This window comes from Pseudomonas sp. PDM18 (assembly GCF_014852585.1).
In the GTDB taxonomy this organism is placed as follows: Bacteria; Pseudomonadota; Gammaproteobacteria; order Pseudomonadales; family Pseudomonadaceae; genus Pseudomonas.
The window spans coordinates 18,610-43,913 of the sequence record NZ_JACVBX010000018.1 but is presented as its reverse complement, the minus strand read 5'-3'; the positions used below and the strand labels follow the sequence as shown (position 1 = coordinate 43,913).

The 25,304-nt window shown below is 64.6% G+C and carries 30 protein-coding genes; 28 read left to right on the top strand and 2 right to left on the bottom strand.

Features of this window, described 5'->3' with window-relative positions; all coding sequences use genetic code 11:
- Positions 1–138 precede the first annotated feature (138 nt).
- From IB274_RS27040 to trpE, 7 genes are all read left to right on the top strand, one after another.
- Positions 139–1,248 (top strand): ABC transporter ATP-binding protein, encoded by a 1,110-nt coding sequence (locus IB274_RS27040; protein ID WP_192435863.1) that lies wholly within the window; start codon positions 139–141, stop codon positions 1,246–1,248.
- Between the two features lie 68 nt (positions 1,249–1,316).
- Complete coding sequence (locus IB274_RS27035) at positions 1,317–2,366, top strand: ABC transporter substrate-binding protein (RefSeq protein WP_192435862.1); 1,050 nt, start codon at positions 1,317–1,319, stop codon at positions 2,364–2,366.
- Between the two features lie 123 nt (positions 2,367–2,489).
- A complete protein-coding gene (locus IB274_RS27030) occupies positions 2,490–3,737 on the top strand; it encodes an ABC transporter permease (protein WP_192435861.1) in 1,248 nt (415 codons plus the stop codon).
- Between the two features lie 16 nt (positions 3,738–3,753).
- A complete protein-coding gene (locus IB274_RS27025) occupies positions 3,754–4,581 on the top strand; it encodes an ABC transporter permease (protein WP_045214142.1) in 828 nt (275 codons plus the stop codon).
- A 188-nt stretch (positions 4,582–4,769) separates the two neighbouring features.
- Entirely contained in the window at positions 4,770–5,444 is a 675-nt protein-coding gene (gene rpe, locus IB274_RS27020; protein ID WP_192435860.1) for a ribulose-phosphate 3-epimerase, read from the top strand.
- A complete protein-coding gene (locus tag IB274_RS27015) occupies positions 5,444–6,262 on the top strand; it encodes a phosphoglycolate phosphatase (RefSeq protein WP_192435859.1) in 819 nt (272 codons plus the stop codon). The genes rpe and IB274_RS27015 overlap by 1 nt, the downstream gene beginning before the upstream one ends.
- A 72-nt stretch (positions 6,263–6,334) precedes the next feature.
- Positions 6,335–7,828, top strand: a complete 1,494-nt coding sequence (trpE, locus tag IB274_RS27010; protein ID WP_192435858.1) for an anthranilate synthase component I — start codon at positions 6,335–6,337, stop codon at positions 7,826–7,828.
- A gap of 291 nt (positions 7,829–8,119) precedes the next feature.
- Here trpE and IB274_RS27005 read toward each other — a convergent pair whose 3' ends face one another.
- The gene (locus IB274_RS27005; protein ID WP_192435857.1) at positions 8,120–8,446 is read right to left on the bottom strand and encodes a pyocin activator PrtN family protein; all 327 of its coding nucleotides are present in this window, start codon (positions 8,444–8,446) and stop codon (positions 8,120–8,122) included.
- 120 nt (positions 8,447–8,566) lie between these two features.
- Positions 8,567–9,337, bottom strand: a complete 771-nt coding sequence (locus IB274_RS27000) for an XRE family transcriptional regulator (protein ID WP_192435856.1) — start codon at positions 9,335–9,337, stop codon at positions 8,567–8,569.
- A gap of 410 nt (positions 9,338–9,747) precedes the next feature.
- Here IB274_RS27000 and IB274_RS26995 point away from each other — a divergent pair, with 410 nt between their 5' ends.
- The 21 genes from IB274_RS26995 (at position 9,748) to IB274_RS26895 (ending at position 25,074) form a co-directional block, all read left to right on the top strand.
- Positions 9,748–9,957, top strand: coding sequence for a TraR/DksA C4-type zinc finger protein (locus tag IB274_RS26995; RefSeq protein WP_192435855.1), 210 nt, complete (start codon positions 9,748–9,750; stop codon positions 9,955–9,957).
- A 19-nt stretch (positions 9,958–9,976) separates the two neighbouring features.
- Entirely contained in the window at positions 9,977–10,336 is a 360-nt protein-coding gene (locus IB274_RS26990) for a hypothetical protein (RefSeq protein ID WP_192435854.1), read from the top strand.
- Positions 10,337–10,419: 83 nt separating this feature from the next.
- Entirely contained in the window at positions 10,420–10,902 is a 483-nt protein-coding gene (locus tag IB274_RS26985) for a GNAT family N-acetyltransferase (protein ID WP_192435853.1), read from the top strand.
- Positions 10,903–11,115: 213 nt separating this feature from the next.
- Positions 11,116–11,883: a class I SAM-dependent methyltransferase gene (locus IB274_RS26980; protein ID WP_192435852.1), complete on the top strand. Its 768-nt coding sequence runs from the start codon at positions 11,116–11,118 to the stop codon at positions 11,881–11,883.
- 432 nt (positions 11,884–12,315) lie between these two features.
- A complete protein-coding gene (locus tag IB274_RS26975) occupies positions 12,316–12,660 on the top strand; it encodes a phage holin family protein (RefSeq protein ID WP_192435851.1) in 345 nt (114 codons plus the stop codon).
- A gap of 17 nt (positions 12,661–12,677) precedes the next feature.
- Positions 12,678–13,208 (top strand): hypothetical protein, encoded by a 531-nt coding sequence (locus IB274_RS26970; protein WP_192435850.1) that lies wholly within the window; start codon positions 12,678–12,680, stop codon positions 13,206–13,208.
- On the top strand, positions 13,205–13,768 hold the full coding sequence (locus IB274_RS26965) for a phage baseplate assembly protein V (protein ID WP_192435849.1): 564 nt from the start codon (positions 13,205–13,207) through the stop codon (positions 13,766–13,768). Before IB274_RS26970 ends, IB274_RS26965 begins: the two co-directional genes overlap by 4 nt.
- Positions 13,769–13,878: 110 nt before the next feature.
- Positions 13,879–14,205: a GPW/gp25 family protein gene (locus tag IB274_RS26960; protein WP_017517323.1), complete on the top strand. Its 327-nt coding sequence runs from the start codon at positions 13,879–13,881 to the stop codon at positions 14,203–14,205.
- The gene (locus IB274_RS26955) at positions 14,202–15,092 is read left to right on the top strand and encodes a baseplate J/gp47 family protein (RefSeq protein ID WP_192435848.1); all 891 of its coding nucleotides are present in this window, start codon (positions 14,202–14,204) and stop codon (positions 15,090–15,092) included. The genes IB274_RS26960 and IB274_RS26955 overlap by 4 nt, the downstream gene beginning before the upstream one ends.
- Positions 15,085–15,699 carry a phage tail protein I gene (locus IB274_RS26950; RefSeq protein ID WP_192435847.1) on the top strand — a complete coding sequence of 205 codons (615 nt, stop codon included), beginning with the start codon at positions 15,085–15,087 and terminating at the stop codon, positions 15,697–15,699. The genes IB274_RS26955 and IB274_RS26950 overlap by 8 nt, the downstream gene beginning before the upstream one ends.
- Positions 15,690–17,270 carry a phage tail protein gene (locus IB274_RS29765; RefSeq protein ID WP_225615057.1) on the top strand — a complete coding sequence of 527 codons (1,581 nt, stop codon included), beginning with the start codon at positions 15,690–15,692 and terminating at the stop codon, positions 17,268–17,270. Before IB274_RS26950 ends, IB274_RS29765 begins: the two co-directional genes overlap by 10 nt.
- A gap of 182 nt (positions 17,271–17,452) precedes the next feature.
- Positions 17,453–18,613 (top strand): phage tail sheath family protein, encoded by a 1,161-nt coding sequence (locus tag IB274_RS26940; protein ID WP_192435846.1) that lies wholly within the window; start codon positions 17,453–17,455, stop codon positions 18,611–18,613.
- A gap of 12 nt (positions 18,614–18,625) precedes the next feature.
- Positions 18,626–19,129, top strand: a complete 504-nt coding sequence (locus IB274_RS26935; protein WP_017517328.1) for a phage major tail tube protein — start codon at positions 18,626–18,628, stop codon at positions 19,127–19,129.
- 11 nt (positions 19,130–19,140) lie between these two features.
- Positions 19,141–19,482 carry a phage tail assembly protein gene (locus IB274_RS26930; RefSeq protein ID WP_192435845.1) on the top strand — a complete coding sequence of 114 codons (342 nt, stop codon included), beginning with the start codon at positions 19,141–19,143 and terminating at the stop codon, positions 19,480–19,482.
- A gap of 164 nt (positions 19,483–19,646) precedes the next feature.
- Complete coding sequence (locus IB274_RS26925; RefSeq protein WP_192435844.1) at positions 19,647–21,722, top strand: hypothetical protein; 2,076 nt, start codon at positions 19,647–19,649, stop codon at positions 21,720–21,722.
- Positions 21,723–21,731: 9 nt separating this feature from the next.
- Complete coding sequence (locus IB274_RS26920) at positions 21,732–22,601, top strand: phage tail protein (protein WP_192435843.1); 870 nt, start codon at positions 21,732–21,734, stop codon at positions 22,599–22,601.
- Positions 22,570–22,782, top strand: coding sequence for a tail protein X (locus IB274_RS26915; RefSeq protein ID WP_192435842.1), 213 nt, complete (start codon positions 22,570–22,572; stop codon positions 22,780–22,782). The genes IB274_RS26920 and IB274_RS26915 overlap by 32 nt, the downstream gene beginning before the upstream one ends.
- Positions 22,783–22,837: 55 nt before the next feature.
- A complete protein-coding gene (locus IB274_RS26910) occupies positions 22,838–23,842 on the top strand; it encodes a phage late control D family protein (protein WP_192435841.1) in 1,005 nt (334 codons plus the stop codon).
- Between the two features lies 1 nt (position 23,843).
- Positions 23,844–24,473, top strand: a complete 630-nt coding sequence (locus tag IB274_RS26905) for a glycoside hydrolase family 19 protein (protein ID WP_192435840.1) — start codon at positions 23,844–23,846, stop codon at positions 24,471–24,473.
- Positions 24,470–24,826: a hypothetical protein gene (locus IB274_RS26900; protein ID WP_192435839.1), complete on the top strand. Its 357-nt coding sequence runs from the start codon at positions 24,470–24,472 to the stop codon at positions 24,824–24,826. The genes IB274_RS26905 and IB274_RS26900 overlap by 4 nt, the downstream gene beginning before the upstream one ends.
- Positions 24,823–25,074, top strand: a complete 252-nt coding sequence (locus IB274_RS26895; RefSeq protein WP_192435838.1) for a hypothetical protein — start codon at positions 24,823–24,825, stop codon at positions 25,072–25,074. Before IB274_RS26900 ends, IB274_RS26895 begins: the two co-directional genes overlap by 4 nt.
- Positions 25,075–25,304 lie beyond the last annotated feature (230 nt).

Here is a 25,304-nt window from a genome sequence, read left to right as displayed (position 1 = left end):
CAATTTTTTGTAGGGCGATCCCTACAAAGCATCCTCTCTAAGCCTTATAGCAATCTCTCATACCGCCCGATTTGCGCGCCGGTTCTGCTTCTCTAGTCTTGAGATCAACGGCATTTACAAAAAAACAAAGGTGCGGTGATGGCCGAGAATCAGGCAAACGATGTGCTGGTGAGTTTCCGTGGCGTGCAGAAGAGCTACGACGGCGAATCCCTCATCGTGAAGGACCTCAATCTGGACATTCGCAAAGGCGAATTCCTGACACTGCTGGGGCCTTCCGGTTCCGGCAAGACCACCAGCCTGATGATGCTGGCCGGTTTCGAAACTCCTACCGCCGGTGAAATCCAGCTCGCCGGCCGCGCCATCAACAACGTCCCCCCGCACAAGCGCGACATCGGCATGGTGTTCCAGAACTATGCGCTGTTCCCGCATATGACGGTGGCCGAGAACCTGGCCTTCCCGCTCTCTGTGCGCGGCATGAGCAAGACCGATGTGAGCGAGCGCGTGAAGCGTGCGCTGTCCATGGTCCAGCTCGACACCTTCGCCGGTCGCTATCCCGGCCAGCTGTCCGGTGGTCAGCAACAGCGCGTGGCCCTGGCCCGTGCGCTGGTCTTCGAGCCGCAACTGGTGCTGATGGACGAACCCCTGGGTGCGCTCGACAAGCAGCTGCGCGAGCACATGCAGATGGAGATCAAGCACATCCACCAGCGCCTGGGCGTGACCGTGGTCTACGTGACCCACGACCAGGGTGAGGCGCTGACCATGTCCGACCGCGTGGCCGTGTTCCACCAGGGCGAGATCCAGCAGATCGCCCCGCCGGCGGAGCTCTACGAACACCCGCGCAATTCCTTCGTCGCCAACTTCATCGGCGAGAACAACCGCATCGCCGGCCAGCTTCAGGCCCGCGATGGCGACCGCTGCACCGTGGGTCTGGCGCGTGGCGAGAAGGTCGAGGCATTGGCAGTCAACGTCGGTAACGTCGGCGACACCGTCAGCCTGTCGATCCGCCCCGAGCGTGTGCGCCTGAACGGCCACAGTGAAAACTGCGCGAACCGCTTCTCCGGCCGCGTCGCCGAGTTCATCTACCTGGGTGACCACGTGCGCATTCGCCTGGAGGTCTGCGGCCGTACCGATTTCTTCGTCAAACAGCCGATCGCCGAGCTCGATCCTGCGCTCAGTGTTGGCGACGTGGTTCCGCTGGGCTGGGAAGTCGAGCACGTCCGCGCGCTCGACCCACTGTCCGCGGCGTAACAGCGCGGCCCGGCCACTCCCGGACGCATCCAAGAAAAACAAACCTGCACACTGTGGAGACAACAATAATGTCGAAGTCCTTGAAAGCATCGGGGCTCAAACTCGCAGCGCTGACCCTGGGCGTGGCCTTCGCGGCCCAGTCCATGGCCGCTACCGACCTGACCGTGGTGTCCTTCGGCGGCGCCAACAAGAACGCGCAGGTGAAGGCGTTCTACGGCCCCTACGAAAAGAGTACTGGCAACAAGATAGTCGCCGGCGAGTACAACGGCGAGATGGCCAAGGTGAAGGCCATGGTCGACACCAACAGCGTCTCCTGGGACCTGGTGGAAGTGGAGTCGCCGGAACTGGCCCGCGGCTGTGACGAAGGCCTGTTCGAAACCATCGACCCGGCCATCCTCGGCAAGGCCGAAGACTACGTACCGGGCGCCGTGAGCAACTGCGGCGTAGGCTTCTTCGTCTGGTCCACCGTGCTGGCTTACAACGCCGACAAGCTCAAGACCGCACCGACCAGCTGGGCCGATTTCTGGGACACCGGCAAGTTCCCGGGCAAGCGCGGCCTGCGCAAGGGTGCCAAGTACACCCTGGAATTCGCCCTGATGGCCGACGGCGTCGCGCCCAAGGACGTCTACAAGGTGCTGGCCACCAAGGAAGGCCAGGACCGCGCCTTCAAGAAACTCGATCAGATCAAGCCGAACATTCAGTGGTGGGAAGCTGGCGCGCAGCCGCCGCAGTACCTCGCTTCCGGTGACGTGGTCATGAGCTCCGCCTACAACGGCCGCATCGCTGCCGTGCAGAAAGAGAGCAACCTGAAGATCGTCTGGAACGGCGGCATCTACGACTTCGACGCCTGGGCCATCCCGAAGGGCGCCAAGAAGGTCGACGAGAGCCTGAAGTTCATCGCCTTCTCGGTTCAGCCCGAGCAGCAGAAGACCTACTCCGAGAACATCGCCTACGGCCCGGTCAACAAGAACGCCGTACCGCTGCTGAGCAAGGAGCTGCTGAAAGACATGCCGACCACCCCGGAAAACATGCAGGGCCAGGTGGGCATGGACGTGACCTTCTGGGCTGACTACGGCGAGCAGCTGGAGCAGCGCTTCAACGCCTGGGCCGCCAAGTAAGCAAGCCCTTACCGCCACGGTCGCCCGGACCGTGGCGGACCGGAACCGCCCCCCCCTCGCGGCGGCTCCTCCTGACACCACACCTTGGCCGCTCCCGGGCGGCCCGTTTTACCGGAGTTCGCTATGGCCACCGCTGTGTCGATGAACGAGGTCGCCGGCCCCACCCTCAAGCAGCGCCTGGCGCGTGCGGAGCGGATGAATCGCCTGAAGTCGCAGGCGCTGGTCCTGCCCCTGCTGGTCTTCCTCCTGCTGACCTTCCTCGTGCCCATCGCGGCACTGCTCTACAAGAGCGTGAACAACCCCGAGGTCGTCGGCGCGCTGCCGCTGACCGTCAACGCCATTTCCGAATGGGACGGCAAGTCGCTGCCTTCGGATGCGGTGTACAAGGCACTGAGCGACGACCTGGTCGCCGCGCGCAAGAACCAGACCATCGGTGACCTGTCCAAGCGCCTGAACATGGAGCTGGCCGGCTACCGCAGCCTGCTGTCCAAGACCGCCCGCGCGCTGCCGTTCAAGGAGCAGCCAGCGTCGTACAAGGACGCGATGGAAGCACTGGACGAGCGCTGGGGCGACCCGGCCTACTGGCAGGCGATCCGTCGCAACGCCAGCTCCGTCACTCCTTATTACCTGCTGGCGGCACTCGATCACCGCATCGATGATCTGGGCGAAATCGCCCGCGCCACGCCCGACCAGTCGATCTACCTGGACATCTTCGCCCGGACCTTCTGGATGGGCGCGGTGATCACCCTGATCTGCCTGGCGCTGGCCTACCCATTGGCCTACCTGCTGGCGATCCTGCCGACCCGCAAGTCCAACCTGCTGATGATCATGGTGCTGCTGCCGTTCTGGACCTCGATCCTGGTGCGCGTCGCCGCGTGGATCGTGCTGTTGCAGTCGGGCGGCCTGATCAACGGCGCGCTGCTGAAGATGGGCCTGATCGACCAGCCGCTGCAGTTGGTGTTCAACCGCACCGGCGTGTACATCTCCATGGTGCACATCATGCTGCCGTTCATGATCCTGCCGATCTACAGCGTGATGAAGGGTATTTCCCCCAGCTACATGCGCGCCGCGATCTCGCTGGGTTGCCATCCGTTCTCCAGTTTCTGGAAGGTCTACTTCCCGCAGACCGTGGCCGGTGTCGGCGCCGGTTGCCTGCTGGTGTTCATCCTGTCGATCGGCTACTACATCACCCCGGCGCTGCTGGGCAGCCCGAACGACCAGATGGTCAGCTACTTCGTCGCCTTCTACACCAACACCACCATCAACTGGGGCATGGCCACGGCCCTGGGCGGCCTGCTGCTGTTCGCCACCCTGGTGCTCTACGTGATCTATGGCTGGCTGGTGGGCGCGAGCCGCCTGCGCCTGGGCTGATGAGGAGAACAAGAAGATGCTGAGCCCCTACATGTCCCCGGTCGAGCGCGTGTGGTTCTACACCCTGCGTATCCTCTGCGGCCTGATCCTGCTGTTCCTGGTGCTGCCGGTACTGGTCATCGTGCCGCTGTCGTTCAACTCCGGCACCTTCCTGGTCTACCCGCTGCAGGGCTTCTCCCTGCGCTGGTACGCCGACTTCTTCAACTCCGCCGAGTGGATGCGTGCGCTGACCAACAGCATCATCGTCGCCCCGGCGGCCACCGTGCTGGCGATGGTCTTCGGCACCCTGGCATCGATCGGCCTGACTCGCGGCGAGTTCCGCGGCAAGGCACTGGTCATGAGCCTGGTGATCTCGCCAATGGTCGTGCCGGTGGTGATCATCGGCGTCGCGAGCTACCTGTTCTTCGCGCCGCTGGGCCTGGGCAACAGCTACATCTCGCTGATCATCGTCCACGCGGTGCTGGGTGTGCCGTTCGTCATCATCACCGTGTCGGCGACCCTGCAGGGCTTCAACTACAACCTGGTGCGCGCCGCCGCCAGCCTGGGCGCGCCGCCGGTACTGACCTTCTTCAAGGTCACCCTGCCGCTGATCGCGCCGGGGGTGATTTCCGGCGCGCTGTTCGCCTTCGCCACCTCCTTCGATGAAGTGGTGGTCACCCTGTTCCTCGCCGGCCCCGAGCAGGCCACCCTTCCGCGCCAGATGTTCAGCGGCATCCGCGAAAACCTCAGCCCGACCATCGCCGCTGCGGCGACCCTGCTGATCGGTTTCTCCGTCGTGCTCCTGCTGACCCTCGAGTGGCTGCGCGGCCGCAGCGAGAAACTGCGTACCGCACCAACTTCCTGATTCACAGTGTTTCGCGGACGGTTGCGTCCCTGTGCTCACCCACAGGGGCGGGACCGAGCCGCGATTTTTTTTGCCCGTTTCCCGCCTGATACTGCACTTTTCGCTTCGACTATCGGCCCGATCCCCTTCGAGCCGTCCGAGCGGCTACAATGCGCGCCATCCGTGATTTCCGCCCACAGAGGTGCGCCATGCAACCCTACGCCATCGCTCCGTCGATCCTTTCCGCCGACTTCGCCCGCCTGGGCGAGGATGTGGACAAGGTACTCGCTGCCGGCGCCGACATCGTCCACTTCGACGTGATGGACAACCACTACGTGCCGAACCTCACCATCGGCCCGATGGTCTGCACGGCGCTGCGCAAGTACGGCGTCACCGCACCCATCGACGTGCACCTGATGGTCTCCCCGGTGGACCGCATCATCGGCGACTTCATCGAGGCCGGCGCCACCTACATCACCTTCCACCCGGAAGCCTCGCAGCACATCGACCGTTCCCTGCAACTGGTCAAGGACGGCGGCTGCAAGGCCGGCCTGGTGTTCAACCCGGCCACCTCGCTGGACGCGCTCAAGTACGTGATGGACAAGATCGACATGGTCCTGCTGATGAGCGTGAACCCCGGCTTCGGCGGGCAGAAGTTCATCCCCGGCACCCTCGACAAGCTGCGCGAAGCCCGCGCGCTGATCGACGCTTCCGGCCGTGAGATCCGCCTGGAGATAGACGGCGGGGTGAACGTGAAGAACATCCGCGAGATCGCCGAAGCGGGCGCCGACACCTTCGTCGCCGGTTCCGCCATCTTCAACGCACCTGACTACGCCGAGGTCATCCGCGCCATGCACGCTGAGCTGGCGCAGGCGCGCAAGTGATGAGTGCTGCACAGCTGCCGTTCGCCGGACTGCCGCGTCTGGTGATGTTCGACCTGGACGGCACCCTGGTGGACTCGGTCCCCGACCTCGCTGCGGCGGTGGACAAGATGCTGCTGGCGCTCGGGCGCCAGCCGGCCGGCCTGGACGCCGTGCGTCACTGGGTCGGCAACGGCGCGCGGGTACTGGTGCGGCGCGCCCTGGCCAATGACATCGAGCACGATGGCGTCAGCGAGGAAGACACCGAGCGTGCCCTCGAACTGTTCATGGACGCCTACGCCGACAGCCACGCGCTGACCGTGGTCTACCCCGGCGTGATCGAGACGCTGAAGTGGCTGAAGAAGCGCGACGTCGAGCTGGCGCTGATCACCAACAAACCCGAGCGCTTCGTCGGCCCGCTGCTGGACGAGATGAAACTGGGCAAGTTCTTCCGCTGGATCATCGGCGGTGACACCCTGCCACAGCAGAAGCCCGACCCCGCCGCGCTGCTGTTCGTGATGAAGATGGCCGGCGTGTCGGCGGAGCAGGCCCTGTTCGTCGGCGATTCGCGCAACGACATCCTCGCCGCCAAGGCCGCCGGCGTGCGCAGCGTGGGCCTGAGCTATGGCTACAACCACGGCCGCCCCATCGCCGAGGAAACCCCGACGCTGGTGCTCGACGACCTGCGCCATCTGCTGCCTTGCTTCGACTCGGGCAAAGCGATAGTGTTGCCCGACTCCGCCTCAACTCCCGCTCAGCGAGACAGCACCGTGGAAACGGCTCCCCACACACTCTGGATGAAAGTCATCAAGGCCCTGGCCCGCTGGCGCTGGCGCGCCTGACTTCCTTTGGCCGGTCCGCCCGGCGCGTGTGTGCAACCAAGTCCGTTACCTCCTCATTCCACGAGGCTGATCATGACCCGCGAAGAATTCCAGCGCCTGGCCGCCGAAGGCTACAACCGCATCCCGCTGACCTGCGAAACCCTTGCCGACTTCGACACCCCGCTGTCGATCTACCTGAAGCTGGCCGACGGCCCCAACACCTACCTGCTCGAATCCGTGCAGGGCGGCGAGAAGTGGGGCCGCTACTCCATCATCGGCCTGCCCAGCCGCACCGTACTGCGTGTGTACGGCCACCAGGCGAGCATCAAGGTCGACGGCATCGAGACCGAGAGCTTCGAATGCGCCGACCCGCTGGCCTTCGTCGAGGAATTCAAGGAGCGCTACCGCGTGCCGACCATCGCCGGTCTGCCGCGCTTCAACGGTGGACTGGTCGGCTACTTCGGCTATGACTGCGTGCGCTACGTCGAGCAGCGTCTGGCGCAGTGCCCGAACCCCGATCCGCTGAACAACCCCGACATCCTGCTGATGGTCTCCGACGCGGTGGTCGTGTTCGACAACCTCGCCGGCAAGATGCACGCGATCGTTCTTGCCGACCCGGCTCAGGCCGACGCCTACGACAACGGTCTGGCCCAGTTGGAAGAACTGCTGGAGCGCCTGCGCCAGCCGATCACCCCGCGCCGCGGCCTGGACTTCAGCGCGGTGAACGCACCGGAGCCGCAGTTCCGCGCCAGCTTCACCCGTGAGGACTACGAGCGCGCCGTAGGCACCATCAAGGAGTACATCCTGGCCGGCGACTGCATGCAGGTCGTACCGTCGCAGCGCATGTCCATCGACTTCAGCGCCGCGCCCATCGACCTGTACCGCGCGCTGCGTTGCTTCAACCCGACGCCCTACATGTACTTCTTCAACTTCGGCGACTTCCATGTCGTCGGCAGTTCGCCGGAAGTGCTGGTGCGCGTCGAGGACGGCGAAGTCACCGTACGCCCCATCGCCGGCACCCGCCCGCGTGGCGCCACCGAAGAAGCCGATCGCGCGCTGGAAGAAGACCTGCTCTCCGACGCCAAGGAAATCGCCGAGCACCTGATGCTCATCGATCTGGGCCGCAACGACGTCGGCCGCGTGTCGCAGACCGGCAGCGTGAAGGTTACCGAGCAGATGGTGATCGAGCGCTACTCCAACGTCATGCACATCGTCTCCAACGTGAACGGCCAATTGAACGAAAAGCTCAGCGCGATGGACGCCCTGCGCGCCATCCTGCCGGCCGGCACATTGTCCGGCGCGCCAAAGATCCGCGCGATGGAAATCATCGACGAACTGGAGCCGGTCAAGCGCGGCGTCTACGGCGGCGCGGTGGGTTACCTCGCGTGGAACGGCAACATGGACACCGCCATTGCCATCCGCACCGCGGTGATCAAGAACGGCGAACTCCATGTCCAGGCCGGCGGCGGCATCGTCGCCGATTCGGTACCTGCAGCGGAGTGGGAAGAAACCATCAACAAGCGCCGCGCGATGTTCCGCGCCGTGGCGTTGGCCGAGCACACCGCCAAGGTGCATGGCCGCGATTGAGTTTGTCGCTCGATTGAAAAGCCCCGCTTCGGCGGGGCTTTTTATTGTGTCCTGAATGGTTTGCCTTGGCTGGACGCCTTCGGTTGGCGTCGTGCTTTGCGCTGACTCCAATCTGCCCCCTCTCCCTCCGGGAGAGGGCCGGGGTGAGGGGAAATCCAGCGCAGGAGTATCAGGAATTGCGGCTCTTCGTAGGATCGAGGGGGACGCCTAGTTCTTGCTCGCGAACAGAGTCTGCCGACTACTCCATCGCTGGGCGGGTTCGCGAGCAAGCTCGCTCCTACAATCCAGACCTCAACCCGCCTGCCGCGCCTCCACCACCTGCAAGCTCGCCTTGCGCCGGGCCAGCGCCGCGTCCGCCTGCTGCGAGCGTTCCTCCACATACGCCGCGAGGTGATCCACCGCGACGTACTGCATCGCCTTGTGGCTGTCGTCCAGCGTGGTCACCGGTAGGGCGATACGCCCGCAGGACAGTGCCTTGCTGAAATTTTCCCGGTTCAGGTTGCGGAACCAGCGCTCGCGCACCTGCTCCAGCGGCACCAGGACATCCCCGAAGATCTGGTAGACCAGGCTCACGGTTTCCGGGCGTGGGGCGTGGCGGACTTCTGCGGTCGGCTGCATGGGACTCTCCTGTTCCGATGGTGGTGGCGACAGGAGAAATATAGCAAAGGTTGTATTTCTCTTCAATCGACGCGCAAGAAAAAACCCCGCCGAAGCGGGGCGTCTTTGTTCTTGAATGCTTCAGCGCACCAGGGTAGGCGCGCGGCGATGACGCACGGTGGACCACCAGAACACCCAGCCGATCATGCGGATCTGCCCACTGTCGAACTGATCCGCCGGGTACTCCTCGTCGGGGTATTCGTCGCGGTTGAAGCTGCGCAGGCGGATGCCGCCGCCGGGCAGGCGGTAGACGAACTTCACCCGCAGCATGCCCTCGTGTTCCAGAGCGTAGATCTCGCCGTCAGTGATGTGCGTGGTGGCCGTGTCGATGCCGATGGTGGAGCCATCCATGATAAGCGGCTCCATGCTGTTGCCGGTGAGCTGGGCGCAGATCGCTGCTGCCGGGTCGACCCCCGCGGCGCGCAGCGTGGCGTACGAGAAACGCAGCTTGCGCCCCTCTATCTCGCGCACTGCGGTACGGCCGGCGCCGGCCGCCAGTTCCACTTCCTTGTACAGGCGTAGTTCCACTTCGTCCTCGTCCAGCGGTGTGTCGCTATCCCATGGGTGCAGCGGTTCCAGTCGCAACGGGCTGCCATCGGCCGGGCGCGGCGCAGGTGCGCTGGCACCCGGCGTCGGCGTGCCTTCGCCGGTGGCCAGCCAGGTCGGCGAGACCCCCAGCGCGCTGGCGATCTCGATCAGCTTGCGCGTGCTCTGCGCCTTGCCCGAGGTCAGCTTGTGGATGGTGTTCTGTGAAACCCCGGCGGCTTCGGCCAGGGTTTCCTGCTTGAGGTTGCGCGAGGCCATCGCCTGTTTCAGGCGGTCGGCCAGCGTCGATGAGGGAGTCTTGTCCATGGCGGCACTCTACCTCCTGGGTTGTAGCGTGTAAATAGCTTTGGTGTTGACTAAATATAGCTATGGTTGTAATCATAAAAGCCAGCAGCCCACCGGACAGACAAACCCCGGTTCGGCTGAAGGGAGGCAGTGGCTTCCCCCTCACCGCGGCAAGGATGCCGCGGGTTGCCTGCAGACCGTAACGAGCGGGGCAGGCTGGAGGATGCGGGTGGGCCAGGGAGGCGCCGCCCGCGTACCGGCAAGGGATGCCGCCCGACGAGTCGGCATCCGCGACGAATAGATCGCGACTGACCACCCCAGGCGGCCGAAGCTCGGCGACCACGGAGGGCATGTCGCCAGGAGGACCTTCATGAACCAACACCCGAACTGCACGATGCAGCCCGAATCCCTCGCCGATGCGGAGGTGCGCCGTGGCTGATATCGCCGACTACGCCAACGACCTGATGCTGGAGCGCATCGAAGACATGCTGCACAGCCGCCGCTCCCCGGTGGCGATCAGATCCGCCGAGTATTGCGAGGATTGCGGCGATGACATCCCCCCGGCGCGCCGCCTGGCCGCGCCGGGCTGCACCCGCTGCATCGACTGCCAGGCAATGGATGAACTGGAGCGGCGGCACTGAGCCGCGCGGGAGAAACGCCGTGATCAAACCCATCGATGAAATGCTCAAACTCTGGGCCGAAGAGATGCACAACCCGGGCAGCGCCGGCGGCGGTTATGCCGGCGGCAACCTGCTGGCGATGATGATGGCCAACAAGGGCGAGATGATTCGCGGCACGCGGGGCAGCAAGGTGATCCTGGACCGTGTCGCGGAGCTGGACCTGATCATCAACCACCTGCCGGACCAGCAGAAGGACGTGGTCACCGAGCACTACCTCAACCACGACAGCGAGGCCACGCAGAAGTACCGGCACTGCCGCTGCAGCCGCAATACCTTCTACCTGCGCCTGCACGTGGCGCACCAGAGCATTCAGTCACGGCTGATGCGCCGCGTCGCCTGATCCTTTCCCTTCTTCATCCAAAGCCCGGCCCTGCGCCGGGTTTTGCGCTTTTCGCGGGTCCCCTTGAGCTATGCTCGCGGTCCATGACAACACCTATCCTGATTCGCCGCGCCGAAACCGCCGACACCGATGCCATCCTGCGCATCCTCCGCGAAACCTACGAAACCACCTGGAAGCCCGAGCTGAGCGCCGAAGCCATCGCGCGCTTCGAGTCTTCTGCGCACACAGCTGCTTATGTGCGTGCGCGCCTGGCACATTTCGAAGTCGCCTGCCTTGGCGGCGAGGTGGCCGGCCTGCTCGACTGGCGCGACGACTTCATCGATGCCCTGCATGTTTCTCCCAGTCACCAACGCCAGGGAATCGGTGCGGCACTGCTGCGGCATGCGGAAGGCATAATTGCTGGGGCAGGTCATGCGGAAGTCCGCCTCGAAACCGACACATTCAATCGGCAGGCATGTTCGTTCTATCGGCGACACGGTTACCATGAACTGGACCGCTATCCCGATGAAGAATGGCAGAGCGGGTTCACCACCCTGCTGATGGGAAAGTCTCTGGCTGGTGGTTGATTCGAGGCATCTCGCTTTGTGCTTCGCGTCCGCGCATACAGTCTCCACCAGCCCAAACGTATCCACTGCTACCAGAGTGTTCAATACTGCCTGGTGTTCTTCTGCTGCTGACCTTTTGTCTCGTTGCCGATACAGTAGGGCCCGCTAGCCTCCGATGGCGGCCGACAGTGGCTGCTCATAATCAACGATAAGAAGTGTCGGAAAGGACTCTCCATGCTTGTATGGGATGATCACCGTTTCTCCATTCGAACCCACATCTTCCAGACTATTCGGCAACTGTCCGATCTGTTCTCGTTGAAAGAGGCGGATGGCTTCATTCTCGGAAAACCTCGCCGTTATATCGACAAGTACGTCGAACACCTGACCGGCATGTCGCACCGCAACATTTTTGAACTTGGCATCTTTCGTGGCGGCAGCACGGTATTTCTCAACGAATTCTTCCAGCCGGACCGACTGGTCGCCATAGACTTCATGGAGAAGCCGGCCGCGCAGTTGGATCGATACATTGCCGAGCATGCCGCCGGGCAAGTGAGGGCTTTCTACGGTGTGAATCAGGCCGACAGTGCTCGTCTGATCGCCATCTGCGAATCCGAGTTTGCCGGCGAACCGCTGGACCTGGTGGTAGACGATGCTTCGCACTACCTCCAGGAGTCGCGAATCTCTTTCAACACCCTGTTCCCTCGACTCAAGGCCGGCGGCAGCTATGTGATCGAGGACTGGGCGTGGGCCCACCAGTCGATTGAGGTCGCAGACCTGAAGAAGCCTTTCGCCGGCAAGGAGTCGTTGGCCAACTTGGTGATCGAGATCCTCCTTGCCAGCGTCAGCCATCCTGAGTTGATTGATGAGGTCATCGTCAATGACGGTTTCGTGGTCGTCCGCAAAGGACAGGTCGGTACGTCACCAGGATTCGACGTGGGCCAGATGAGTTATCTGTTGGGCAATCGGGTCGGGGGTGGTGACTATTTCGCGCGCTTCAGTTAACGGCCGGTTGACCGGTTTGATGCAGCAGGCCTTTGCGCCTTCGCTACATTTATCATTCAAGGGCGAGCTGCGCCCGTGATCCGAGGTTCGGGATGTTTTCGTTCAACTTTCAGTTGGCGTCAGACAAATCGAGCCCGGTATATGGAAGCTTGTTGCCGATACGTTGCCCTCCTATTGCAGTGCATGGAGGTGGAAGCCTTGTTCCGGCGGGAATCGGGGGGTAAAAAGTAGTCATTCTTGTAAAGGTGCGTCCCCAGGGAGCACAACGCGAAATACCGAAAAGCCCGGCCACTGAGCCGGGCTTTTTCATGCCCGTGTTTTTCTGATCCGTCGTTGCGGCGGGTGGCCGGCGAGCACGCCGGCAGTCATCCCCGGTTGGCTGATAGCCGCCGGTTTCGCCCGTTCGCGGGCGTCTTTATCCAAGGTGAGCCAATGGGCAACGAACCTCAGACCCTGGCCGACGTGCCTTTGTGGGGGCTGATCCTGCTCGCGATCGCGGGCGGCATCAGCGGCGAAATGTGGCGCGCCGACAAGGCGGGCCTGGGCGGCTGGCGGTTGCTGCGGCGGTTGGCGTTGCGCTCCGGCGCTTCCATCGTCTGTGGCATGGCGGTGATGTTCCTCGCCATGTCCTGCGGCGCCTCGCTGACCCTCGCCGCCGCCATCGGCAGCCTGACCGCGGCGGCCGGCGCGGAGATCGCGGTCGGCCTCTATGAACGCTGGGCGGCAAAGCGCCTGGGTGTCTGCGAACTGCCGCCAAGCGAGCGTGGGCAAGAGTGAAGCTGCGAGGAGACGACATGTCCGAACAACCTTTGACCCTGGCGCTGCTGCTCGATGCAGTCGAGCAGACGCTGACTGAGCGACTGACCGAGGTCGGCACATTCCTGCGCGGCCCGCTGAAGCAGGCGCCGACGCTGCTCCCCGCGCTGGCGCTGGAGTACGCCGGAGTGCTGCCGGGGCACGATCCCGGCAATGGCCAGACAGCACTGATTTGCCGGCTGCAGGCACGCTTGCTGGTGGCGCGCGATGATGCCGAAGCGGAGGAGCTGGCGCTGCGTAATGTCGCGGCGCTGGCGGTCCTGCTGCGTGCACAGAACTGGGGGCTGGAACTGGAGCCGGTGAGCTTCATCCAGGCGCAACCGGAGCTCGACAACCCGCAGCTCGCGGCCTGCCGCGTGTGGCTGGTGGAGTGGCAGCAGCCGGTGCTGCTGGGCGAGACCGAGTGGCCCTGGGAAGACCAGCCGCCGGGCAGCCTCGTGCTCGGATTCGACCCGCAGACCGGGCCCGGCCACGAGGACGATTACTTCGATCCCGGAGGCCTGCAATGAACCAGGACTACGTGAGCGCCGAACACGACCGCATGCTCGCTGCCCTGGTGATGCCCTGCGAAGTGGTGGCCGTGGATCTGGCGGCGGCGCGGGTGCGTGTGCGCTCCGGCGAGTGGACCAGCGCCTGGGTGCGCTGGCACGCACAAGCTGCTGGCGCCGCGCGGCACTGGCGCGCGCCGAGCCTGGGCGAGCAGGGCGTGTTGCTCAGCCCGTCCGGCATGGCGGCCATGGGCACTTTCGTTCCGGGCCTGTTCGGCGCTGCCTCAGCGGCGCCGAACAATCGCGGCGAGGTGGAGAGCTGGCATTTCCCCGATGGCGCCGTGCTCAGCTACGACTGGCAGGCGCATCGCTACGACCTGCAACTGCCCGCCGGTACCGCCACGGTGAAAGTCGGCGGCACCCAGGTAGTGATCGACCCCGGAGCGGTGAATGTCACCGCTGCCAGCATCCAACTGACCGGCCCGGTGAGCATCAAGGGCGCACTGACGGTGAACGGCAACATCAGCAGCACCGGCTCGATCTTGGATACCGCCGGCAACAGCAACCACCACACACACTGAAGTCGCTTCGACTTCCAACCCAGGCCCGCCGCGTGCGGGCCTCTGCATTTCTGGAGACCTGCCATGGGCAACTTTTCCCGTGCGCACCCTGAGCGACGGAGGGCACGACCATGATCGGCATGGATCGACGCAACGGCCAGCCGCTGAGCGCGCTGGCGCACCTGAAGCAATCCATCGAGGACATCCTCACCACGCCGCTGGGTAGCCGGCGCATGCGTCCCGAGTACGGCAGCCGCCTGCGGCGCATGGTTGACCTGCCGGTGACCGAAGGCTGGAAGGGCGCGGTGCAGGCCGAGGTGGCACGCGCCATCGGCCGCTGGGAACCGCGCCTGCGCCTAAGCTCGGTGCAGGTGGTGGCGGTGGTCGCCGGCAGCGTTTCGCTGCGCCTGCGCGGCGTCTACCTGGGCGATGAGATCGGACTGGAGGTGGCGGCATGAGCCTGATTGACCTGTCCCAGCTGCCGGCGCCGCAGGTGGTCGAGAGCCTCGACTACGAGACGCTCTATGAAGAGCTGCTGGCGGACTTTCGCAGCGCCATGGGCGAAGGCTGGACGGCGGCGGTGGAGTCCGATCCGGTGGTCAAGCTGCTCGAACTAGCTGCCTACCGCGAGCTGCTGCTGCGCGCCCGGATCAACGATGCCGCCCGCGCTGTGATGCTCGGCTACGCGACCCAGGGCGACCTCGATCAGCTGGCCGCCGGCTACAACGTGAAGCGCCTGGTCATCCAGCAGGCGGATGCGACGACCTCGCCGCCAACTCCGGCTGTGCTGGAGGGTGACGACTCGCTGCGCAACCGCACTCAACTGGCCTTCGACCAGCTCTCGGTTGCCGGCCCGCGCAATGCCTACGTGGCCTTCGCCCTGGGTGCCGACGGGCGAATTGCCGATGTCTCGGCGATCAGTCCGCAGCCGTGCGAGGCGCTGGTCAGCGTGCTGTCTTCCGAAGGCAATGGCGCGGCGACGGCGGACCTGCTGGATGCCGTGCGCAAGGCGCTGAACGACGAAGACGTACGTCCGGTGGGCGACCGCCTCACGGTGCAGTCCGCGGCGATCGTGCCCTATGAAGTCGACGCGTTGCTCTACATCTATCCGGGCCCGGAAGCCGAGCTGATCCAGCAGGCCGCCGAGGCTTCGCTGCAGAGCTACATCGCCACGCAGCGGCGCATCGGCCGCGACATCCGCCGCAGCGCACTGTTCGCCGCGCTGCATGTGGAAGGCGTGCAGCGCGTCGAGCTGGCCAAGCCGGCGGCGGATGTGGTGCTCGACTCGACCCAGGCGGCGTATTGCAGCGGCTATCAGATCCGCGTGGGAGGTTCGGATGAGTAGCCGCCTGCTGCCGATCAACTCGACGCCGCTGGAGCGCGTGCTGGCGGATGTACAGGTTGCCGACCTGCCGGTGCCACTGCGTGAGCTGATGGACCCGCAACATTGCCCTGTCGCGCTGCTGCCCTATCTGGCCTGGGCCTGGTCGGTGGACCGCTGGGACCCGACGTGGAACGAGGCGGTGAAGCGCAAGGCGGTGGCTGCGGCGTTCCGTATCCACCAGCACAAGGGAACCATCGCTGCGCTGCGGCGGGTGATCGAGCCGCTGGGTTATCTGATCGAGATCATCGAGTGGTGGCAGGGCTCGCCCATGGGTGAGCCGGGCACCTTCCGCCTACGCATCGGCGTGCTCGACAGCGGTATCAGCGAGGAAATGTACCAGGAGGTGGAGCGCCTGATCGAAGACGCCAAACCGCTCACGCGGCACCTCATCGGGCTGGATATCAGCCTGGAATCCCAGGGGCGGATCACCGTCGGCTCCGGGCAATACGACGGCGACATCGTCACCGTCTACCCCTACCTCCCGGACGTGATCGAAGCGATCGGCAGCCACGGCTTGCCGGGCCGGGAACACACCATCGATAGCTTGAGTGTCTACCCATGGCAGTAACCTACTACGCACTTCTCACCACGATCGGTGCCGGCAAGCTGGCGAATGCCACCGCGCTGGGCACCACCCTGAAAATCACCCAGCTCGCCGTGGGCGACGGTGGCGGCAACGTGCCGAGCCCCGACGCCAGCCGCACCCAGCTGGTCAACGAAGTCCGCCGCGCACCGCTGAACCGCCTGAGCGTCGACCCGGCGAACAGCGCGCAGATCATCGCCGAACAGGTCATCCCCGAGGACGTGGGTGGCTGGTGGATCCGCGAGATGGGCCTGTACGACGAAGCTGGCGCGCTGATCGCCTACGCCAACTGCGCGCCGTCCTACAAACCCCAGCTGGCCGAAGGCAGCGGCCGTACCCAGACCGTGCGCATCGTGCTGATCGTCAGCAACGCCGCGTCGGTGGAATTGAAGATCGATCCGAGCGTGGTGCTGGCGACGCGGGAGTATGTGGATTCGGCTTTCCTTACGCGAGTGGCCACGGCGACCAGCCTCGGGGTTGTCAAACTAGCAACAGCGGCAGAAGTGCAGGCGGGCACGGAGGCGACTCACAGCATTACGCCTGCCACCCTGGTAACTCGAACTGCCACGGAAACGCGTGCGGGATTGGTTGAATTGGCCAGCGCCGCTGAGGTGCAAGCCAAGATCGATACCACTCGAGTTGTCACCCCGGCTGGACTTTCCTCCTGCAAGGCATCCGAGACAGCATCCGGATTGGTAGAGCTCGCCACCACTGCGGAAACTGCGTCCGGAACTGATGCGGAGCGTGCAATTACACCATTGGGGTTGACCGCTCGTACTGCGACCGAAACACGTACGGGCTTGGTTGAGCTGGCCAGCGCCGCTGAGGTGCAAGCCAAGATCGATACCACTCGAGTAGTCACTCCCGCCGGGCTTGCCTCCTGCACGGCATCCGAGACGGCGTCCGGATTGGTTGAGCTCGCCACCACTGCTGAAACAGTGTCCGGAACTGATGCTGAGCGTGCGGTGACCCCGGCAGGCTTGAGTGCTCGCACGGCGACTGACACACGCACGGGATTGGTGGAGTTGGCTACTGCTGCGGAGGTTCAGGCTAAGACTGACACCGCAAGGGCGATCACTCCCGCCAGCCTGGCGGCGTGCACAGCGACTGAGGCCCGATCCGGACTGGTTGAGCTTGCGACGACTGCCGAGGCGGCAGCTGGAACTGATACGGAGCGAGCGGTGACTCCCGCGGGCCTCGCGTTGGGCATCAGTTCACGCTTTAGCGCTGAAAACGTCTGGCGGTCTGCGTCTGTAGTTCTCAACGTGGCTGGCGCCGTGAAGTACGAACGCTTGCCTACGGGCCTAGTGCGAATGTTTGGCACGGTCATCCCTACCGGTAATAGTGAAGGTAAGGGGACTGTGCGGGTTAACTTTCCGTTCGCGTTGAGCTCCGTCTGGTCAGTAGTGGCGACCGAGTTCCAGGCCGAGGCGACCGTCGGCTCGGGAATTCAAGCATCTCCCAGCGTAGTTACCGGTTCTTACGTGGATATCTGCTTCAAGACGTTGCCCAACGGCGCCCTGCGAATTGAGTACCAGATACTTGGAAGCGTCTGAAGCCGCGCTCTGGCGGTCGCTTCCGAGCAACTTGCATTTCGTTCCATGAGTCAGTCTGCACTGGCCTTACGACAGGGCCAGTTCGAAAAGGACTCTTCACATCAGCAGGATGTCGTTTCGATCTGCTGAATGTCCCAAAGCCAACCGCCTCCCGGCGGTTTTTTTATGTCTGGAGAAAACCTATGAGCTTCTTTCACGGCGTCACCGTGACCAATGTCGACGTCGGTGCGCGCACCATTGCGCTGCCGTCGTCTTCCATTATCGGCCTGGTGAATACCTTCACCCCCGATGCCAAGCTGACCGCGCAGGCCGATGTGCCGGTGCTGCTCACCAGCCTGCGTGAAGCGGCCGCCGCGTTCGGCACCGCCTCGGCGATCTACAAGTCCTGCACCGCCATCTTCACCCAGTCCGCCGCGGTGGTCGTGGCGGTGGGTGTGGCGAAGGTCGAGGATGCGGCGCAGCTGACCTCCGCGATCATCGGCACCGTCACCGAAGCGGGCCAGCGGACCGGCCTGCAGGCGCTGCTCGATGGCAAGTCGCGCTTCAACGCCCAGCCGCGTCTGCTGGTTGCGCCGAAGCATTCCGCCACCCAGGCGGTGGCCACCGCCATGGGCGCGCTGGCCGAGAAGCTGCGTGCCATCGCCATCGTCGACGGCCCGAACACCACCGACGAGGCGGCCATCGCCTACGCCGGCGAGTTCGGCAGCAAGCGCATCTACCTGGTCGATCCGGGCGTGCAGTACTGGGATACGGCCAGCAGCGTCACCGTCGATGCGCCGGCCTCGGCCAATGCCGCCGCGCTGTTTGCCTGGACCGACAGCCAGTACGGCTTCTGGTCCTCGCCGTCGAACAAGGAACTGCTCGGCATCACCGGCACCGGCCGCCCGATCGAGTTCCTCGACGGCGACGAGACCTGCCGCGCCAACCTGCTCAACAACGCCAACATCACCACCATCATCCGTGACGACGGCTACCGCCTGTGGGGCAACCGCACCCTTTCCAGCGACGCCAAGTGGGCCTTCGTGACCCGCGTGCGGACCATGGACATGGTGATGGACGCGATCCTTGCCGGCCACAAGTGGGCGGTCGACCGCGGCATCACCAAGACCTACGTGAAGGACGTCACCGAGGGCCTGCAGGCCTTCATGCGCGACCTGAAGAACCAGGGCGCGGTGATTGACTTCGAGGTCTACGCCGACCCGGAACTCAACACCGCCAGCCAACTGGCCGAGGGCAAGGTGTACTGGAACATCCGCTTCACCGACGTACCGCCGGCCGAGAACCCCAACTTCCGCGTCGAGGTGACCGATCAATGGCTCACCGAAGTCCTGGACGCAGCTTAAGGAGAACCCAAGATGATTCCGCAGATCCTGACCAACACCAACCTCTTCGTCGACGGCGTGAGCTTTGCCGGTGACGTGCCCTCCCTGACCCTGCCGGCCCTGAAGGTGAAGACCCAGGAGTACCGCGCCGGTGGCATGGATGCGCCGATCCTGCTCGACATGGGCCTGGAGGCCATGGAGGCCAAGTTCACCACCAACGGCGCCCGTCGCGAGGCCATGAAGTTCTTCGGCCTGAGTGACCAGGGTTCCTTCAATGGCACCTTCCGCGGCTCCTTCAAGACCCAGAAGGGCGGCACCGTACCGGTGGTTGCCACCGTGCGTGGCCTGCTCAAGGAAGTCGATCCGGGCGAGTGGAAGGCCAATGAGCTGGCCGCGTGCACCTACAGCGTGGCCGTCACCTACTACAAGCTGGAAATCGAAGGTCGCGAGATGTTCGAGATCGACCCGGTCAATTCCGTGCGCAAGATCAACGGCGTCGATCAGCTCGCCGCGCTGCGCGCTGACCTGGGCGCCTGAGGAGAACCCTGATGCAAGACTCCGTCAAACAGCCCGCGTGGCTGAGCCTGTCCGAGGACGCGGCCGTGGTGAAGCTGTCCCGCCCGACCTCCTGCAATGGCGTCGAAGTCGATGCCCTCACCCTGCGCGCGCCGACGGTGCGTGATATCCGCCAGGCCAGCAAGGTGGCCAGCGATGACGAGGAGCGCGAGCTGCAACTGTTTGCCTCGTTGGTGCAGGTCAGCCGCCAGGACCTGGAGGGGCTGAAGCTCAGTGACTACCAGCGTCTGCAACACGCTTACTTTCGCCTGGTGCGAGAGGACGCGGATGAGCTTCGCGCTGATGCGCCAACTGGCGCGGCGGCTGGCGACTGAGTCGGGCTTCACGGCCGGCGAACTGGACCGTATGACCTTGAGCGACCTGCGATGGTGGCTGGGGGATTAGGCGGGCTGGTTTGCCCAGGAAAGGGGCGCTGGCTGACCGGCGCCCCTTTTTTCGTCAGAGGGGCGAGTGATGAACGATGAATGAATCTACTGAGATGATGCCGACCGTGGGTGGAGTGCTCGACACGTCCCTCGGTCAGGCGCTCGCCGACGCTTCGGCGCGTATGCGCAGCCTGGAGTTTCTCGGAACCTGGAGTGTCGCGCTGGATAGTCTGCGCGATGAATCGCGGCTGATCCGCGACACCCTCGGTCGTCAGCTGCAGGTACTGGAGCGTGGCGCGGGAGAGGTTCGTACCGGCTTGCAGCGGATCATCGGTCTGCTGGGCAATCCCGGCGTCATGCGCGGCGGTGGGAGCGGCTGGCAGCGAGGTGAGTCCGCCCTGCCTTCCAGCGGCTTCGTCGGCACGATGTTCCGCAGCCTGCAGTTCAACGGGAAGGTGCAGGAGCTGGCCGCGCGCGGTGGAATTTCTGGCGACCAGAGCGAGCGGGATCTCGCGCGCAGCGTCCGGCAGGTGGCGAATGACAGCGGGTTATCGAGCGACGATGTGCTCGATCTGATCCGGCTGATGATGAACCAGGGGATGGACCTCAAGACCTCCCTGGCCTTTCTCCCGGATGCTGCGACCTTCTCCTATGGGCAAGGCGTGCCGCTGGAGCGCACCGCCGAATTGACCCAGCGTCTCCATGAGGTCGGTGGCGTGACCAGCGCCGGCGATATGCGGGCGCAATACGCCTCCCTGGCGCAGCGCCATGACCAGGGTGAAGGTTCGGTCGAGCTGCTCGCGCGTCGCCTGTCGAGCCAGTTGTCCGAGCGCGATCCGTCGGATGCGAAGGGCAACCGCGAGTGGATACAGAAGCAGCAGGTCGATGGCGCACAGTCGGAAGGCGGGCGCTGGCTGCGGGACAATGCGAATGCACGCATGGGCACCCGCCAGGGGCAGAGCGAGTCCCTCGAGAGCGCCTGGCAACAGTTCTGGCGCAGTGTCAGCGACGCCAATCAGGACACCTTCCGCCCGTTGATCGGGCCTGCCACGCAGAGGCTTGGCCAGGCCACCGCGTTGGTCGAGGAAAACCCCGGCCTGACCGCCGGCCTGACTGCGCTGGTTGCGGTGGCAGGCGGTCTGAAGGTCCTGAGTGATGTGCGGGGCGTTTACAAGGACGTGAAGGATGTCGCCGCTGCGACGAAGTCCTGGGGTGGGCGCGTTCTGGGACGTAGTGCGGACATCGCCTCAAGTGTCGGATCGGCGATCCGGCAGGGCGCGGGCAGGGCATACCAGGCCGTTGGCAGCATGGCTGGTGCCGCCTGGCAGCGGACCGTCAATTGGGGCAGCCGCGCAAGTACCTGGGCGGGCAATGCCGTGACCGGTGTTCGTCAGAGTGTGGGATCGCGCACCGCTGCCTTGGCCGGCGGAGTGAAAGATGCCTGGCAAGGTGTCTCCAGTTGGACGGGGGCAGCCAGTCAAAAAGCCGGTGCATATATTGGCTCCACATGGAGTGCAGCAGGTCGTGGGCTACGGAGCGTCGGCGAGTGGCTGGGCAGCGCGATGCGCAGTGGAGTAGGCCGTGCGATTGGCCGGCGGGCACTCACAGCCGTCGGGCCTGGCATCACGGCCTACAAAACCTACACCGGCAATGGCTCGGCCCAGGACCAAGCCCAGGGCTACGGCGATGCGGCGGGCTCTCTGGTCGGGGGACTTGCCGGGGCTGAGGCTGGAGCCTTGGCGGGCGCGGCCGTTGGATCCTTGGTTCCGATTGTCGGAACGGCTGCGGGAGCCCTCGTTGGCGGGCTGGTGGGCGGGGCACTGGGCGCCTGGGGTGGTGGGGAGGTCGGCAAGTCGCTGGGTGACGGGCTGTATCGAGTGTTCAGCAACGATTCGGACGAAGATGATTCGACTTCGGCACGGGCATTCGACCTCGGCAATCCCGTTTCACGCGATTCAGGCGTTACGGACGCGTCGCGGCCTTCTCCCAACTCATCCGCACCCACTGCTCCGCTGGTGCCGACGTCCGAAACCTGGACGTTCTCGCCCCAGATCAGCATCAACGTGGCCGGCAACGTCAGTGACCCCGAACAGTTGGCCAATGAGTTGCTGCCGCGCCTGCGGCGGATGCTGGCGGATTTCTCCCAGGATCGGCAACGCGATGCGCTGTTCGACATGGTCGTGGTGTAAGGAGGCGTTATGGCGTATTGGGAACAAATGCAGAATGGCCTGTCGCAGCTGGCCCAAGCGGCCGAAGATGGCCGTCGCGACTTGGACGAGGTGATCGCGCCGGTGAACGGCGCCGTCAGCGACATCCGTGGCGCGGCCGCTGAGCTGGAGGGTTTGCCGGGCGTCTCGCCGGAAATGGCGGGCCAGGTGCAGCGAGCAATGCAGGGCATCGAGCGCGCGCACGTCAAGGTCAACAAGGTGGTCAACACCTACAACAGCGCAGCGCGGGCCCTGAAGGGCATCGATGAGCGCATGCAGGGGCTGGGCGAGCAGGTCGACCGAGCGCGGAAGGCGGTGGATAAGGTGGTCGGCAAGGTCGGTGAATCGCTGGGTTCGATACTGCCCAGCTCGGTACTGGCCCCCCAGCTGACACCCGGTGATTTCATGTGCGCTATTCCCCAGCCGCACCTACTTGTCATGACCGTCGTGGGTTCGCAGACGCAGTTCTTCTTCAACATCGATACGGTGCCTTTCGAGTCGGCGACTCGCACGAGCCAGCTCACCTGGAAGGAGCAGGCGCGGCTTGGCCGGCGGGGCGCTCTGCAATATGTCGGCGTCGGCGCGGAGACGCTATTGCTGAAGGCCACGCTCATGCCTGCCCTGTCGCGGGTATCGGGTAAGCGCGTTGGATGGAAGATTCCGAACCAGCTGCGCGAAATCGCCTTGAGCGGCAAACCGGTGAGCCTGATCAGCGGTTATGGGGATCCCCTGGGAACCTGGTGCCTGACCAAGGTGACCGAGACGCAGAGTGCCCTGCTCACCAATGGGGTCCCGCGTAATCAAGTCTTCGAACTGGAGTTCAACCGCTATGGCGACGACAACGATCTATCGCAGCAGTAATGGCGACGTGCTGGACCAGCTCTGCTATCAGCGCTACGGCCATCTCAAGGGCTGCGTGGAGGCAGTGCTCAATGCCAATCCGGGCCTGGCCGACGAGCCGCAACCGTTGCGCGCCGGCGTGCTGATCCGCATGTCCGATTTGCCGGCTCCGGACAATCCCCAGGTGCGCCTGTGGGATTGATCCGCATGTTCCATCCAGGCCCCGCGAAAGCGGGGCCATTTTATTCGGGTGCCCCATGAAACCTGTCTTTCGCATCGTCGCCGATGGGCGCGACATCACGGCACAGGTCAACGACCGCGTGCTCGAGTTGGAAGTGCTGGATAAGCACGGCCTGGAATCGGACACGCTGTCGCTCACCCTCGACGACCGCGCAGGCACCGTGGCATTGCCCCGGCGCGGCGCGGAGCTGGCGCTGTACCTGGGCTACGAGGAAACGGGCGTGGCGCCGATGGGCCGCTACAAGGTCGATACGATCACCTTCAGCGGCGCGCCGGACACTCTAGTGATCAAGGCCAAGTCTGCAGACGCGCGCAACGTGGCGAAATCCATCCGCAGCGACAGTTGGGAGAATGTGACACTGGCGCAGATCGTCGAGCGCATCGCCGGCCGCAATGGCTGGCAAGCCCAGTGCGAGGTGCAGACGCGGATCGTCCGCGCGGACCAGATCAACGAGTCCGACTATCACTTCATCACCCGCCTGGCTCGGCAGTACGATTGCACGGCGAAGATCGCCGACCTGAAGCTGCTGGTCATGCCGCGTCAGGCTGGCCGCAGCGCGTCGGGGCAGCCACTGGACTCGGTGCTACTCAGGCGTGGGGACGTCAGCTCCTTCAGCTTCACCCTGGATGATCGCAAGGTAGTCGCGCAGGTGAGCGTGCCCTATCAGGGGCCCGATGGAGCCTTGCGCACAGTCAAGGTGGCCAATCCGGACGCGCCGAAGACGGTGCAGGCGGAGTACGTCGAGCGTCATGTCCAGGCCAACGAAGCGGCGGCACAACAGTTGGCCAGGTCGCGCCTGGCGGACTTCAACCGACAGACCGCTGGCGTACGCCTGGGGCTGCCGGGCCGCGCCGATCTGTTCGCCGAGTGCCGGGTCGAGCTGAGCGGCTTCAAGGCGGGTGTCGATGGCATTTACCTGGTCGATACCGTGACCCAGCACTATGACGCGAGCGGCTGGTCCACCCGTGTGCTGTGCAATGGCGGCAACGATGGCAAGGCGCTGGCCGGGGAGGGCGGCTGACATGCTCATCGACGAACGACAGCTACTGCTGATCTTGCCTAACGCCCGCCCCGTCGCAGGCGTTTTTGTTCCGGTGCTGCAGGCCGCGATGCGCGACTTCGCCATCGACACGCCACAGCGCGTTGCCGCCTTCCTCGCCCAGGTCGGTCACGAAAGTGCGCAGCTGACCCGTTGCGTGGAAAACCTGACCTACAGTGCCCAGCGTCTCGCTGCGGTCTGGCCCCGGCGCTTCCGCAGCGCCGACGGCTCGCCCACGGCACTGGCGCGGGATGTGGCGTACCAGCCGGAGCGTATCGCCAACCTTGTGTACGCGGGGCGCAACGGCAATGGTGACGAGGCCTCCGGCGATGGCTGGCGCTTTCGCGGACGGGGACTGCTGCAGGTGACCGGGCGGAGCAATTACCGTTCTGTCGGAGAAGGACTCGCACAACCTTTTGTCGCTCGCCCGCAACTGCTGGCCGAGCCGCGTTGGGCCTGCCGTAGCGCCGCCTGGTGGTGGCAGCGCAATGGGCTCAACGAGCAGGCGGACGCAACGCGCTTCGAGGAAATCACCCGGCGCATTAACGGCGGGCTGAACGGTCTGGAGGAGCGCACGCGGCTATGGCGCCTTGCGTTGGAGGTACTGGGATGAACCGCTTCTGGCTGGCGCTGGGCATGGCCGGCTTTCTGTTTGGGGGCTTCATCGGCGGTTGGCTGACGGCGCGTTTCTATGGCGGGCAGCTGGAGAGCCTGCGGCAGGAACAGGCGCGCTGCAATGACGCCGGCAAGGTGCTGGAGTCGAAGCTGGCGCTGCAGAACACCCAGGTCGAAGCGCTGGAGCAGGCTGCCCGCCAGCGGGTGGATGTCGCCGAGCGCGCCCTGGCCCGGGCTCGCGAACAGGCGCAAAGCCATGACGCCGCAGCCAGCCGGCTGCTGCTGGAGCGCAGCGAAGGGGATGAGTGCGCCGTGGTTCGTCAGTTGATCGACCGGGAGCTGTTGCGATGAAACTGCCGGTGCTGATCCTTACGCTGCTGCTTGCCGGTTGTGCCACAACTCAGCCAAACCCCGCTCAAGTGCGTATCCCCATCCCGGTGCCGTGCCAGGCTCCGGCCGTCGAAGCCCCTCGTTTCGCCACCGCCGACCTGCGCGCGGCGGATGATCTGCAAACCAAGGTACGGGCGCTGTTGGCTGAGCGGCAGCAGCACCTCGCCTACGAAACCCGCCTGCGCGCCGCGCTCGACGCGTGCCGCTGAACCTTCCCACCTTCGTCGGCAGGGCCGCCGCGCGTATTGCGCTGGCGCCCGGCCTTGGGCTACTGTTCGGCCATCGCTAGGCGAGACCGCAACCGTGATCCACAGCACCCGCATCATCACCTCCCTCCTCAAGGCATTCGCCCGTTGGCGCTGGCGCGCCTGATTCCTTCTTTCCCGGCATAACGCCGGTCTCTTCTTACGCGTCCATTTCTCCCATCCGCTGGCATAAT